Below are 13,153 nucleotides of genomic sequence, written 5' to 3'. Positions count from 1 at the left end.
ATGCCTGTGACCCTGCTCGGCGCCTCCGAGATCCGCTCGCTCGCGGCCGACCTCGATGTCACGCCGACGAAGAAGCTCGGGCAGAACTTCGTCGTCGACGCCAACACCGTCCGCAAGATCGTGCAGGCCGCGCGGGTGCAGGCGGGGGAGCGCGTGGTCGAGATCGGCCCCGGGCTCGGCTCGCTCACCCTCGCGATCCTCGAGACCGGGGCGAGCGTGACGGCCGTCGAGATCGACCATCGGCTGGCCGCGCGGCTTCCCCTCACGGCCGAGCGTCACGGGGTCGAGCCGGGCATGCTCGCGGTCGTCGACGCCGATGCGCTGCGGGTGACCGAGCTTCCCGGCGATCCGCGGGTGCTCGTGGCCAACCTGCCGTACAACGTCAGCGTTCCGGTGCTGCTGCACTTCCTCGAGACCTTCCCGGATCTCGAACGCGGGGTCGTGATGGTCCAGGCCGAGGTGGGCGAGCGCCTGGCCGCCGCCCCCGGTTCGAAGATCTACGGCTCCCCGAGCGTCAAGGCCGCCTGGTATGGCCGTTGGCGCCTGGCGGGCACGGTCTCGCGCCAGGTGTTCTGGCCGGTGCCGAATGTCGACAGCGTGCTCGTGGGATTCGAGCGGGACGCCGAGCCGCGGGGCGACGACGATCTCCGTCGGCGCACGTTCTCGGTCGTCGACGCGGCATTCGGGCAGCGACGCAAGATGCTCCGCCAAGCCGTCGCCCCGCTGTTCGGGGGCACGGCGGCAACCTCGTCCGCCGCGCTCGAAGCCGTCGGCATCGACCCGACGCTGCGCGGAGAGCAGCTGACGATCGACGATTTCGTGCGGCTGGCGGCATCCGTTCACTGAACGCTCATCAGCGCGTCATCGGAACCACACGAAACATCCCGGTAACATTGTGGGTGAGCCGCGAGCGTCGCGGCGAGCATCACCCGGCCTGGAAGAGACGATGCGAACCGCCGAGTACCCGGCACCCGAGAGGGTGCTGCTGCACCTGAGCGACACCCACCTCCGAGCCGCGGGCTCGCAGATATTCGACCGCGTCGACGCGGCAGCGCACCTGCGTCGTGCCCTCGATGCGATCGAGACCGCTGCGCTCCGCCCCGACGGCATCGTCTTCACGGGCGATCTCGTCGACCTCGGCGAGCACGACGCGTATGCGGAGCTGCGCGACCTGGTCGAGCCCTTCGCCGAGCGCCTGGGAACCCGGATCTTCTGGGTCATGGGCAACCACGACGACCGCGCCGGCTTCCGAGAGACGCTCTGGCGCGAGCGGCCGACGGATGCGGTGGCCGATCGTGTCGACGAGATCGACGGGCTCCGGCTCATCACCCTCGACACGAGCGTCCCGGGTGCGCACCACGGAGAGGTGCGGCCGCATCAGCTGGAGTGGCTGCGCGAGGTGCTCGCGACGCCGGCGCCGCTCGGCACGATCCTCGCGATGCACCACCCGCCGGTCCCGAGCGTTCTGCCGCTCGCCGCGAGCGTCGAGCTTCGGGAGCAGAGCTCTCTCGCCGCGGTGCTCCGCGGGTCGGACGTGCGCGCCATCATCGCCGGGCACCTCCACTACTCGACCTTCGCGACCTTCGCCGGCATCCCGGTCTCGGTCGCCTCGTCGACGTGTTACGCGCAGGACCTCACGGTGCCGGTGGGTGGCACCCGGCCCCAGGACGGCGCCCAGTCGTTCAACTTCGTGCACGTGTACGACGAGACCGTCGTGCACTCGGTCGTGCCCGTCGAGGCGCCGGTCACGCTCGAGTACACCGACGCGAGCGAGGCGCAGCGACGGCTGGCCGCCGCGGGCATCGCTCCGGTCAGCGCTTCACGCCGGAGCGCACCGCCGACGCGTCCCGTACACGTGCTTCGCTGACTAGCGGGATCTCCCACGGCGCCCGGATGGGGAACATGCGCTCGAGGACGTCCCGCAGCGAAGCCACCCGGATCTCCTCGGGCACCTCGGTCTCGCCACCGTCGTTGAGGCAGAACATGTCGATGTCGCGCCGCTTCGCGAGGCGTTCCATGCCCGCGAGCGACCGTGCCAGCGTGGTCTGGACGTAGCGGGTGCGTGGCACCGAGGTCGGGATCGCCCGGCCGGTGAACATCGCGTAGTAGTGGTACAGCGAGTTCGTCACCGAGATGTCGGTGGCGGAGCGGAACCGGGATGCCGCGGTGCGGGCGAAGTCAGCGGCGAAGGTCTCCTCCAGCTCCGACATGACGCTGCGGCGCAAGGGTGCGGCGCAGTGCTCGAGGTCGCGCACGATGACGCGGCCGAACCGCTCCTGGAGCAAGGCGCGATTGACTCGGAGGCCGTTGTCGTGTCCGGACCGCTCGAGGCGGGGATCGCCCGAGCCGATCCGCACGTCGCATTCGACGAACGAGGAGACGCCGCCGGGGGAGAAGAACAGTTCCGGGTGGACCGGGCGACCGAAGAACATGTCGTCGTTCGAATAGAGGAAGTGCTCGGCGAGCCCGTCGATGCGGTGGAGTTGCGACTCCACGGCGTGGGAGTTGTGGGTGGGCAGCGTCGAGGGGTCGGCGAAGAACTCGTCGCTGCGAACGATGGTGACCTTCGGGTGGTCGGCGAGCCACGCCGGTGCCGGGGAGTCGGTCGCGATGAAGATGCGACGCACCCACGGCGCGTACATGTGCACACTGCGCAGCGCGTAGCGCAGCTCGTCGACGTGCCGGTACCGAGCGGGCCCGTCGTCGCCCTCGCCCACGACGTACTCCGACAGCTGGGCCGCGCGCTGCCGCTGGAACTCGCTGGCCGAGCCGTCGACCCAGGAGAAGACCATGTCGATGTCGTCGGTCACCTCGCGCGGGTGCGGCTCGAGCATTCCTGCGACGGTCTGCCAGTCGCGCTCCCATCGCGTCGCGGTGACGATCCGGACGTCCTGGGCGGGCGTCACGCGGCGCATCAGCGCGTTGGCCTGCGGCGCCTCGACCGTCGTCTCGCCGAAGCTCCAGAACTCCAGGCGCACGCCGTACTCGTGGTCGTAGCGGCGGCCACCGGTCGTCGTGACCCGCGGCCGGTAGGCCCGCAGCGCGTTCGGCACGGACGCGGGGATGACCGCGTCGGCGGCGAAGACGGGAGCGGAGCCCTTGGCCTTGAGATAGAGCGGCTCCTCCTGGCCGAGCGTGCGCAGCGCGGCAGCGGCCCGCTCCGCATCGGCGAGGTCGATCGCGAGAGCGGGCGTGTGCAGATCGTGGCGGATGAGCAACGCACGCACGCCGGCCGCGTCGAGGGCGTCGGCGATCAGCAGCAGGTCGGCCTGGCGTGCGGCGTCGGGCGTCGCGTCGTCGTGGACGAGACGCAGCAGGCCCTCGTCGAGGACGACGTCGTCGCGACGTGCGGGCAGGTCGATCCAGGGGTTCTCGCGTCGGGGCAGAGCGGAAAGGGCCAGGGGTTCCTCCTCGGGAATGGGATGTAGGCAGAGTAGACATTCTCCGTTACGACGGTGTTTCCTCGTGCATCGTGCGGATCTGCGTCGATTCGCCGGAAGTCGAGGGCACGGGAAGCCTCCCCAGAGTCAACGCCGTCGACGACGTCGTTGTTCCCGGCTGGTGCGTCGGCGCCGGATCGGTAGGCTCGGACCGTGACCGCCTCGCCCCGCTTCCCCGCCTCGCGCGGCGGAGACCTCCACCGTCCCTATACCGCCGCCGCCGACAGGTATGAGCGCACCTCCTACCGGCAGGTGGGCACGTCGGGTCTCTACCTGCCGCCGATCTCGCTCGGGCTGTGGTGGAACTTCGGCGACAACATCCCCTTCGACCGTCAGCGCGAGGTGCTTCGCCACGCTTTCGATCGCGGGATCACGCACTTCGACCTCGCGAACAACTACGGCCCTCCCTACGGTTCGGCCGAGACGAACTTCGGCCGCATGATGCGCGAGGACTTCGCGCCGTACCGCGACGAACTGATCATCTCGTCCAAGGCCGGCTACGACATGTGGGACGGCCCCTACGGAAACCACGGGTCGAGAAAGTACCTCATCGCGAGTGCCGAGCAGTCGCTGCGCCGGATGGACCTCGACTACGTCGACATCTTCTACTCGCACCGCGAGGACGACACGACGCCCGTCGAAGAGACGGTGGGTGCCCTCGACACCCTGGTGCGCCAGGGTAAGGCGCTCTATGTCGGCATCTCCTCCTACTCCGCCGAGAGCACGGCGCGCGCGGCCGCCGTGGCCCGCGACCTCGGCACACCGTTGGTGATCCACCAGCCGTCGTATTCGATCCTCAACCGCTGGATCGAGGGCGGTCTGACCGATCAGCTCCGCACCGACGGTATGGGCGCGATCGGATTCATGCCGCTGCAGCAGGGCCTCCTCACCGGGCGGTACCTCGACGACGGGACCTCCGACCGGTCGATGCAGCGATTCTCGCTGCCGGGTGACGGGCGGCTCTCGGAGTCGGCCCTCGCCGGTCTGCGCGATCTCGCCGCCATCGCCCGCGATCGCGGGCAGAGCCTCGCCCAGCTCGCCATCCGGTGGACGCTGCGCGACGCCGTCGTCGCCTCGGCGCTGATCGGCGCGTCCCGCACCGCGCAGCTCGACGAGAACCTCGCCGCCCTCGACGGGCCGGACTTCGATGACGACGAGCTGCGTCGCATCGACGAGATCGCCGGGCGGATCGGCGAGCTCTGGGCCGGGTCGGACGGCTCATGACGCTGAGCGCGATCCCCGATCGCGTGCGTGTCCGGGCCCCCGGCAAGATCAATCTCTTCCTCGAGGTCGGGGCCGTCCAGCCCGACGGATACCACGACGTCGCCTCGGTCTACCAGGCGGTGTCGCTGTTCGAGGACCTCGTCGCCACTCCGGCCGACGATTTCACGGTGCGCGTGGTGGGTGAGGACGGCCTGCCGGTACCCGGCGTCCCGACCGACGACCGCAACCTCGCTCTGCGCGCGGCGCGCCTGGTGGCACGCGAGGTCGGCTACCTCGGCGGGGTCCACCTCGACATCCGCAAGGCCGTCCCCGTCGCCGGGGGGATGGGCGGCGGTTCCGCCGACGCCGCGGCCGCGCTGGTCGCGTGCGACGCGCTGTGGGGCGCGGGGCTCACCTCTCCCGCTCTGCAGGAGCTCGCCGCGCGATTGGGCGCCGACGTGCCCTTCGCCCTCCTGGGCGGCAGCGCGGTCGGGACGGGCCGGGGCGACCGGCTGAGTCCGGCGCTCGCACGCGCGCGTTTCGACTGGGTCGTCGTCAGCGACGACGGTGGCCTCCCGACCCCGGGCGTCTACACCGAGCTCGACCGGTTGCGAGCGCGGAACCGTCCCGACATCGCGCCCGAGCCCACCGTGCCCGACGTCGACCCGGTCGTGCTGCAGGCGCTGCGCTCGGGATCGCCCGAGCTCCTCGCGGGCGCGCTGCGCAACGACCTGCAGGATGCCGCGTGCGCGCTGCGCCCCGACCTCTCGGCCACGATCGCGGCAGGTGTCGCCGCCGGCGCCGTGGCCGCCCTCGTCTCGGGCTCCGGCCCGACGGTCGCCCTCCTCGCTGCGGACGTCGAGGCTGCGCGACGCCTGGAGCACGATCTGTCCGCCGCGGGCCGCCGTGCCCGCCATGTCTACGGCCCGGTGACGGGCGCGAAAGTGGTGACCCGATGACCTTCGACCAGACCTGGCTCGATCGAGAGGTCGACGGGCGCTCGCGTGCCTCGCTGGCCGCTCGGGAGCTGGAGTACCGCACGGTCCCCGCCGACTCCGATGCCTTCGAGGGCTGGTTGCACGCGGTGGCGCGGGGCTTCCAGGACGGGGAGAGCTCGCCCGAACAGCTCGCCGCCGCCCGCCGCCGCAATGCCGCACGCCGGCTGACCGGCGTCTACGACGCGGGCGGCGCGCTCCCCGCGGTGGCCGTGGGCACGGTGGCGTCGTGGCCGAGCGAGCTGACGGTACCCGGCGGCGCGGTGCCGGCCGGGGCGATCAGCGCGGTCACCGTCGCGCAGACCCACCGCCGGCGGGGCATCGCGCGAGCGCTGCTCGAGGGCGAGCTGCGCACGATCGCCGCCGCCGGCTGCCCGGTCGCGATGCTCACGGTGACCGAGTCGACGCTCTACGGCCGCTACGGCTTCGCGGCGGCCGCGGATGCGGCGACCCTCGACATCGACACCCGCCGGGTCCGGTGGAGCGGTCCCCGACCCGAGGGTCGCGTCGACTTCGTCGATCGGACGGCCGCTCGCGACCTCGTCGTCGCGCTGCACGAACGCGTGCGTCGGCACACGCCCGGCGACATCGCCCTCCCGCCGGGACACGACGACCGCTTCACCGGGACCGATTCCGACGCGAAGGACGGCGGCGACGTGCGGTGCGTGCGCTACTGCGACGTGGCGGGGGAGGTGCGCGGCATCCTCACCTACCGGATATCGGCGCACGAGGGCGACATCGTCCACGGCACCGCGAAGGTCTCGGTCCTCCTCGCCGAGACCGACGACGCCTACGCCGCGCTGTGGCGGTTCGTGCTCGAGCTCGATCTCGTCTCGCACGTCCACGCCGAGCTGCGCGCGACCGACGAGCCGGTGCTCTGGATGATCGGCGATTGGCGCGCGGCGTCCGTGTCGGTGTCCGACCATCAGTACCTGCGCATCCTCGACGTGCCGGCCGCGCTCGGTGCCCGCACGTACGGCGCGGCGGGCCGGCTGTTTCTGCGTGTGACGGACCCGCTCGCGCTGGCGGACGGCGACTTCGTCCTCGATGTCGACGGCGACGGGGAGGCGACGGTCACCCGGACGGCGACGCGTACGGATGCCTCGGACGCGATCGTGCTCGAGCTGTCGATCGTGGAGTTGTCGGCGCTGTACCTGGGCGGAGTGTCGGTCGTCGCCCTCGCCCGCGCCGGCCGGGTCTCGGCGTCGGATGCCGCGGCCTGCGCGCGTGTGCTCGGTTCGCCGGTGACGCCGCGGCTGGGCATCTGGTACTGAGGCGCGGCCGGTCCGGCATCGGCGCTTTTTTAGTCCATTTCACGACATGACGCAACACGACGCCCGGTGTCGGCGGCGGGCGCTACCGTGAGAGTCCACAACGGAGGGCGGCGCCATGCGTGCACGACTGGGCGACACGATCATCGCTGAAGCCGACGAAGGAGATCTCGTCCGCATCGAGGGGAACTGGTACTTTCCGCCGCGCAGCATCGCCGAGGGGGTTCTGACCGAGAGCGACACGGCGTACACCTGCGCCTGGAAGGGCGACGCGCAGTACTTCGACGTCGCCGGGTCCTCAGACAAGGCGTGGTCGTATCCGACCCCCTACCCGACGGCCATCGAGCGGGTGGGAACCGACTTCTCCGGATACGTCGCGTTCGACCGCTCGGTCGTGATCGAGAGCTGAATCGGTGATCGAGTTCCGCGACGTCGGCAAGGAGTTCCCCGACGGCACCCGCGCGGTGCAGGATTTCTCGCTCGTCATCCCCTCGCACAAAACCACGGTCTTCGTGGGGTCGTCGGGATGCGGCAAGACGACCCTGCTGCGCATGATCAACCGCATGGTCGACCCGAGCTCGGGCACCATCGAGATCGACGGCGAGAGCGTCGCCGACGGGTCCCCGGTGCAGCTGCGCCGGCGCATCGGCTACGTGATGCAGAACTCCGGTCTCCTTCCGCACTTCACCGTCGCCGACAACATCGCCACCGTCCCGGTGCTCACCGGCACGGGCCGGCGGGAGGCGCGGCGCCGGGCACTCGAGCTGATGGAGACCGTCGGTCTCGACACGAAGATGGCAGACCGTTACCCGAGCCAACTCTCGGGCGGTCAGCAGCAGCGCGTGGGCGTCGCCCGCGGTCTGGCGGCCGACCCCAACATCCTGCTGATGGACGAGCCGTTCGGCGCCGTCGACCCGATCGTGCGGACCGAGCTGCAGCAGGAGCTGCTGCGGCTGCAGCGCGATCTCGGCAAGACCGTCGTGTTCGTCACGCACGACGTCGATGAGGCCTTCCTCCTCGGCGACCAGGTCGTCATCCTCGCCGCGGGCGCCACCAAGCTCCAGGTCGGATCGCCCAGCGAGATCATCCGCGATCCCGCCGACGAGTTCGTCGCGAGCTTCATCGGCGTCGATCGGGGCAAGCGCGCCCTCCGCGTCGAGCGCACCAGCCGCGGGGCGGTGCTCGTCGACTCCGAGGGGCGCACCCAGGGGACCCTGGTCGAGGGCGCCGCCGGGCGCGACGCCGAGGGCGGCTCCTGAAGTGTCGTGGATCTGGTCGAACCTCGACCTCATCTTCTCGCTCGCGCTCGACCACATCCGTCAGAGCGTCATCGCGATCGTGCTCGGTTTCGTCCTGTCGGTGCCCTTGGGCTGGGTGGCCTGGCGGTACCGGCTGCTGCGCGGCTGGGTGATCACCCTGACCGGTCTGCTGTACACGATCCCGTCTCTGGCCCTCCTCGTGCTGCTGCCGAGCGCGCTCGGGTACGGCATCCGCACCGAGACCAACCTCATCGTGGGGCTCACGATCTACGCCATCGCGATCCAGACGCGCTCGGTAGCCGACGGTTTCGATTCCGTCGATCCGGGTGTGCGACAGGCCGCGACCGCAATGGGGTACGGCGGGTTCCGCAGATTCTGGGCGGTCGACCTCCCGCTGTCGGGTCCGGTCGTGCTCGCGGGCCTGCGCGTCATGTCGGTCTCGACCGTGTCGCTCGCGACCGTCGGAATCCTCGTGGGCGTGACGAACCTCGGATACCTCTTCACCAACGGCATCCAGCGCCGCCTCCTCGAAGAGGTCTTCGCCGGCATCGTCGCCGTCGCGGTGATCGCCCTGCTCATCGACGCCCTCCTCGTGCTCCTCGGGCGTCTCGTGATGCCCTGGGCGCGCACCGCGTCGCCCCGTGCGACTCGTCGCCGGGCACGGCGCCGGGTGGAGGCGACCGCATGAACGTCTTCGTCGACGCCATCGCCTGGCTGCTCGATCCCGCGCAGTACACCGGCAGCAACTCCGTGCCGGTGCTCGTCGGACAGCAGCTGTTCTACACGTCCGTGTCGGTGCTCATCGCAGCCGTCATCGCGGTGCCCATCGGATGGGCCATCGGGCACACCGGCAAGGGTCGTGAGTTCGCTGTCGCCGTCTCGGGTGCCGCACGGGCCATTCCGTCGTTCGGCCTCCTCATCCTGCTGATCCTGCTCCTCGGGGTCACCCAGAAGACCGAGGCGGCGTTCATCACCTTCGTGGTGCTCGCGATCCCGGCCCTTCTGGCAGGCGCCTACAGCGGCCTCCAGGCCATCGACCGCCGCACCATCGACGCCGCACGCGCGGTCGGCATGACCGAGTGGCAGATCCTCTGGCGGGTGGAGGTGCCGCTCGGGATGCCCCTGCTCGTCGGCGGCGTGCGGTCGGCGGTGCTGCAGGTGGTGGCGACCGTCACGATCGCCGGCTACACCGACCTCGGCGGCCTCGGCTTCCGGATCATCCAGGGGATCGACCTGCGTGCGATCGATCAGGTGCTGGGTGCGGCGCTCGTCCTGGCCATCCTGGCGCTGCTCCTCGACGCGGTGTTCGCGCTCCTCCAGCGCGCGAGCGTGCCACGCGGCATCCGCGCTGCCTCCGCCGCTCCCGAACGCCGGCGCCGCCCCGTCGCCGCGACAGCCTGACCTTCCATCCGACCCACAGCACCGACCCTTCCGCACCACCAGAAAGAGGAACCCATGTCCCGCTTCACCACCCGCCGTCTGCTGACGGCCGGTGTCGGCGTGATCGCCGCCACCACCCTGTTCGCCGGGTGCGCCAGCTCCGACCCGCTCTCGGAGGGCGGATCCGAGTCCGCAGCGCCCGCCGACGGAACCATCGTCATCGGCTCGCAGGACTACTACTCCAACGAGATCATCGCCGAGATCTACGCCCAGGCTCTCGAGGGCGCGGGCAAGACGGTGGACCGCCAGTTCACCACCGGTCAGCGCGAGGCCTACCTGCCCGAGCTCGAGAGCGGCTCGCTCACGCTGTTCCCGGAGTACACCGGCAACCTGCTGCAGTACTTCGAGCCCGAGACCGAGGCGCGCACGTCCGAGGACGTCTACGCAGCCCTCGGCGACGCGCTGCCCGAGAACCTGACGGTTCTCGACCAGGCCACCGCGAGCGACCAGGATTCCTACACCGTGACCGCCGCGTTCGCGGAGCAGTGGAACCTGACGACGATCGCCGACCTGGCAAACGTCACCGAGCCGCTGACGCTGGGTGGGCCCGCCGAGCTCGAGCAGCGCCCCTACGGTCCCTCGGGCCTGGCCGAGACCTACGGCGTCGAGGCCGGCTTCCAGGCCACCGGAGAGACCACGGTCGACGATCTCGTCGCCGGCACGGTGAATGTCGCGAACGTGTTCACCGCCGACCCGCGCATCCAGACCGACGACCTCGTGGTCCTCGAAGACCCCGAGGGTCTGTTCCTCGCCTCCAACGTCGTTCCCGTCGTGAACGCCGAGGTGGCCGACGAGGTCGCCGACACGATCAACGCCGTCAGCGCCAAGCTCACGCCCGAGGCTCTCGTCGCGCTCAACGTGCAGAGCACCGTCGACAAGCTGGAGCCCGCCGAGATCGCCACGCAGTGGCTCGAGGAGAACGGTCTCGTCTGACCCTGTCGTCCGACACGACGAAGCCCCCGGCGCTGCGGCACCGGGGGCTTCGTCGTTCGCGGGTCAGCCGCCGAGGGCCTCGCCCAGTTCGAGCCAGCGCTCCTCGAGCTCGGCCGTCTCGGCCACGAGCGCCCCGCGGTCGCGCTGCAGACCCAGCAGGCGCTCGAAGTCGTCGTGGGCGTCCGCGAGTTTCGCGTCCAGGGCGGCGATCTCGCGCTGCAGCTTCTCGAGGCGACGATCGATCGACGAGATCTCCTTCTCGGCCGCCCGACGGTCCGACCCGGAGAGGGCCGGCGTCGCGTCCGGTTCCGCCGACGCGGCGGACGAACCCGTCGATCGGGTCGCTGCCGCCGGTCGGGATCCGGTGCGTTCGGGTTCCTCGCGGCGCAGGCGCAGATACTCGTCCACGCCCCCGGGGAGATGGCGCAGCCTGCCGCCGAGGATCGCATACTGCTGGTCCGTCACCCGCTCGAGGAAGTAGCGGTCGTGCGAGACCACGATGAGGGTGCCGGCCCACGAGTCGAGCAGGTCCTCGATCGCGGCGAGCATGTCGGTGTCGAGGTCGTTCGTCGGCTCGTCGAGGATCAGCACGTTCGGCTGGTCGAGGATCACCAGGAGCAGCTGCAGGCGTCGCTTCTGACCGCCGGAGAGGTCTTTGACCGGTGTCGACAGCTGCGCCGAGGTGAAGCCCATGCGCTCGAGGAGCTGCCCGGGTGTGAGATCCTGCGCCTTCGACCCGGCACCGATCGTGTAGCTCGTGCGCAGCTGCGACACCACGACCCGGACGGGGTCCTGGAGGTGCTCGTCGAGTTCCGCCATGCGTTGCGACAGCGTCGCCACCTTGACCGTCTTGCCGTGCTTCACGCGTCCCGAGGTGGGTGCGACCGTGCCCGAGATGAGGCCGAGGAGCGTGGACTTGCCGGCCCCGTTCACCCCGAGGATGCCGGTGCGCTCGCCCGGCGCCACGCGCCACTCGACCTTCTCGAGCACGATGCGTTCGCCGTAGGCGACGCCGGCGTCGAGGACGTCGACGACGTCCTTGCCCAGTCGTGCGACGGCGAGGGACTGCAGCGCGACGGGATCGCGGATCTCGGGGACGTCGGCGATGAGCTCGTTGGCGGCGTCGATGCGGAACTTGGGCTTCGCGGTGCGCGCGGGGGCGCCGCGGCGCAGCCAGGCGAGCTCCTTGCGGGCCAGGTTCTGCCGGCGTGCCTCGATCGACGCGGCCTGGCGGTCGCGTTCGACGCGCTGCAGGATGTACGCCGCGTATCCGCCCTCGAAGGGCTCGACGATGCGGTCGTGCACCTCCCAGGTGGCCGTGCAGATCTCATCGAGGAACCACCGGTCGTGCGTGACGACCAGGAGCGCGCCGGAGGATGTCGGCCACCGTCGCTTGAGGTGCTCGGCGAGCCAGGAGATGCCCTCGACGTCGAGGTGGTTCGTGGGCTCGTCGAGGAAGATCACATCGTGATCGCCCGCCAGCAGGGCGGCGAGCGACACGCGGCGGCGCTGGCCACCCGAGAGCCCGCGGATCGGCCCCTCCCAATCGAGGTCACCGAGGAGCCCGGCGATGACGTCGCGGACGCGAGCGTCGCCGGCCCATTCGTGGTCTGCCAGGTCTCCGACCACCGCGTCGCGGATCTGGAGGTCGTCGTCGAGGTCGTCCGCCTGCGAGAGCACGCCCACCCGCACGCCTCCGCGCACCGTGACGCGCCCGGAGTCGGGTTCGACGAGGCCGGCCAGCATCCGCATGAGGCTGGACTTGCCGTCGCCGTTGCGACCGACGATGCCGATCCGGTCGCCCTCGTCGACACCCAGGGAGACCCCGTCGAACACCACTTTGGTCGGATACTCGAGGCGAAGGCCCTCGGCTCCCAGAAGATGCGCCATATCCCCTCCAGGCTAGGCCAGGCCGAGCACCGGCACGGCCGCGTGCCCTCGGCCGGTGGCGTGCTTCAGGAGTCGAACCCGAGCGAGAGCTTGCGCAGCAGCGAGGCGAGCCGGTCGCGGTCGGCCCTCGACAGCCCCGCGAGCAGCAGCGCCTCAGCGTCGACGAGGCGCGTGATCGCGGCATCCACCCGTACCCGGCCGTCATCGGTGATGGTGACGAGGACGCTCCGCCCATCGCCGGGGTCGGCCTCGCGCCGCACCAGACGGCGCCCCACGAGGCGATCGATGCGGTTGGTCATGGTGCCGCTCGAGACCAGGGTCTGCTGCAGCAGCTGCTTCGGGCTGAGCTGGTAGGGCTCCCCGGCGCGTCGCAGCGCCGACAGCACATCCCACTCCCAGGGCTCGAGGTCGCTGCGCCGGAACGCCTCGCGGCGCGCGCGGTCGAGATGGCGCGAGAGCCGGTCGACGCGGGAGAGCACGCCCAGGGGGGAGAAGTCCAGGTCGGGTCGCTGCAGCGACCACGCCTCGACGATCCGGTCGACCTCATCGGTCTCGTGTGCCATGCGCCCATTATCCGGCTCTCGCGCGCGTGCGCAGGCGCGGCCCGGCGGCCTCTGGCAGACTTGAGCCGCTGCCCCTCGGCGCAGCGTTCCGCCGTGGTGTAATGGCAGCACGACAGCCTTTGGAGCTGTGAGGTTCAGGTTCGAGTCCTGGCGGCGGAG

General features: G+C 70.7%; 14 protein-coding genes and 1 tRNA gene. 12 read left to right on the top strand and 3 right to left on the bottom strand.

The annotated features are described in order from the left end of the window. Complete coding sequence (gene rsmA / locus HW566_RS02100; RefSeq protein ID WP_178009978.1) at nucleotides 1–846, top strand: 16S rRNA (adenine(1518)-N(6)/adenine(1519)-N(6))-dimethyltransferase RsmA; 846 nt, start codon at nucleotides 1–3, stop codon at nucleotides 844–846. Between the two features lie 100 nt (nucleotides 847–946). Then, complete coding sequence (locus tag HW566_RS02095) at nucleotides 947–1,867, top strand: phosphodiesterase (protein ID WP_178009976.1); 921 nt, start codon at nucleotides 947–949, stop codon at nucleotides 1,865–1,867. Here HW566_RS02095 and HW566_RS02090 read toward each other — a convergent pair. Next, on the bottom strand, nucleotides 1,812–3,227 hold the full coding sequence (locus HW566_RS02090; RefSeq protein ID WP_256728827.1) for a stealth conserved region 3 domain-containing protein: 1,416 nt from the start codon (nucleotides 3,225–3,227) through the stop codon (nucleotides 1,812–1,814). The two genes, HW566_RS02095 and HW566_RS02090, sit on opposite strands and share 56 nt — an antisense overlap. Between HW566_RS02090 and HW566_RS15980 the strand changes: the two genes are divergently transcribed. The 9 genes from HW566_RS15980 to HW566_RS02050 all read left to right on the top strand — a co-directional run bounded on the left by HW566_RS15980 (nucleotide 3,204) and on the right by HW566_RS02050 (nucleotide 10,541). Continuing rightward, entirely contained in the window at nucleotides 3,204–3,428 is a 225-nt protein-coding gene (locus HW566_RS15980) for a hypothetical protein (RefSeq protein WP_256728826.1), read from the top strand. The genes HW566_RS02090 and HW566_RS15980 overlap by 24 nt on opposite strands. A gap of 165 nt (nucleotides 3,429–3,593) precedes the next feature. Then, complete coding sequence (locus tag HW566_RS02085) at nucleotides 3,594–4,664, top strand: aldo/keto reductase (protein WP_178009974.1); 1,071 nt, start codon at nucleotides 3,594–3,596, stop codon at nucleotides 4,662–4,664. Beyond that, nucleotides 4,661–5,602: a 4-(cytidine 5'-diphospho)-2-C-methyl-D-erythritol kinase gene (locus HW566_RS02080; RefSeq protein WP_178009972.1), complete on the top strand. Its 942-nt coding sequence runs from the start codon at nucleotides 4,661–4,663 to the stop codon at nucleotides 5,600–5,602. The genes HW566_RS02085 and HW566_RS02080 overlap by 4 nt, the downstream gene beginning before the upstream one ends. Beyond that, complete coding sequence (locus HW566_RS02075) at nucleotides 5,599–6,912, top strand: GNAT family N-acetyltransferase (RefSeq protein WP_178009970.1); 1,314 nt, start codon at nucleotides 5,599–5,601, stop codon at nucleotides 6,910–6,912. The genes HW566_RS02080 and HW566_RS02075 overlap by 4 nt, the downstream gene beginning before the upstream one ends. Before the next feature lie 115 nt (nucleotides 6,913–7,027). Next, nucleotides 7,028–7,318: a DUF427 domain-containing protein gene (locus HW566_RS02070; protein ID WP_178009968.1), complete on the top strand. Its 291-nt coding sequence runs from the start codon at nucleotides 7,028–7,030 to the stop codon at nucleotides 7,316–7,318. Nucleotides 7,319–7,322: 4 nt separating this feature from the next. Further along, entirely contained in the window at nucleotides 7,323–8,168 is an 846-nt protein-coding gene (locus HW566_RS02065) for an ABC transporter ATP-binding protein (protein ID WP_178009967.1), read from the top strand. A 1-nt stretch (nucleotide 8,169) separates the two neighbouring features. After that, complete coding sequence (locus tag HW566_RS02060; protein ID WP_178009965.1) at nucleotides 8,170–8,856, top strand: ABC transporter permease; 687 nt, start codon at nucleotides 8,170–8,172, stop codon at nucleotides 8,854–8,856. Next, complete coding sequence (locus HW566_RS02055; RefSeq protein WP_178009963.1) at nucleotides 8,853–9,569, top strand: ABC transporter permease; 717 nt, start codon at nucleotides 8,853–8,855, stop codon at nucleotides 9,567–9,569. The genes HW566_RS02060 and HW566_RS02055 overlap by 4 nt, the downstream gene beginning before the upstream one ends. Before the next feature lie 54 nt (nucleotides 9,570–9,623). After that, nucleotides 9,624–10,541, top strand: coding sequence for an ABC transporter substrate-binding protein (locus HW566_RS02050; protein WP_178009961.1), 918 nt, complete (start codon nucleotides 9,624–9,626; stop codon nucleotides 10,539–10,541). A gap of 63 nt (nucleotides 10,542–10,604) precedes the next feature. Here the strand turns inward: HW566_RS02050 and HW566_RS02045 are convergent, their stop codons facing one another. Both HW566_RS02045 and HW566_RS02040 read right to left on the bottom strand, forming a co-directional pair. After that, on the bottom strand, nucleotides 10,605–12,431 hold the full coding sequence (locus HW566_RS02045) for an ABC-F family ATP-binding cassette domain-containing protein (protein WP_178009959.1): 1,827 nt from the start codon (nucleotides 12,429–12,431) through the stop codon (nucleotides 10,605–10,607). 65 nt (nucleotides 12,432–12,496) lie between these two features. After that, nucleotides 12,497–12,994, bottom strand: coding sequence for a MarR family winged helix-turn-helix transcriptional regulator (locus HW566_RS02040; protein ID WP_178009957.1), 498 nt, complete (start codon nucleotides 12,992–12,994; stop codon nucleotides 12,497–12,499). An 87-nt stretch (nucleotides 12,995–13,081) separates the two neighbouring features. Here HW566_RS02040 and HW566_RS02035 point away from each other — a divergent pair. Next, a tRNA-Gln gene (locus HW566_RS02035) sits at nucleotides 13,082–13,153 on the top strand.

The sequence above is a fragment of the Microbacterium oleivorans genome (assembly GCF_013389665.1).
GTDB classification, from domain to species: Bacteria; Actinomycetota; Actinomycetes; order Actinomycetales; family Microbacteriaceae; genus Microbacterium; species Microbacterium oleivorans_C.
This window is presented reverse-complemented; position numbering and strand designations above follow the sequence as displayed.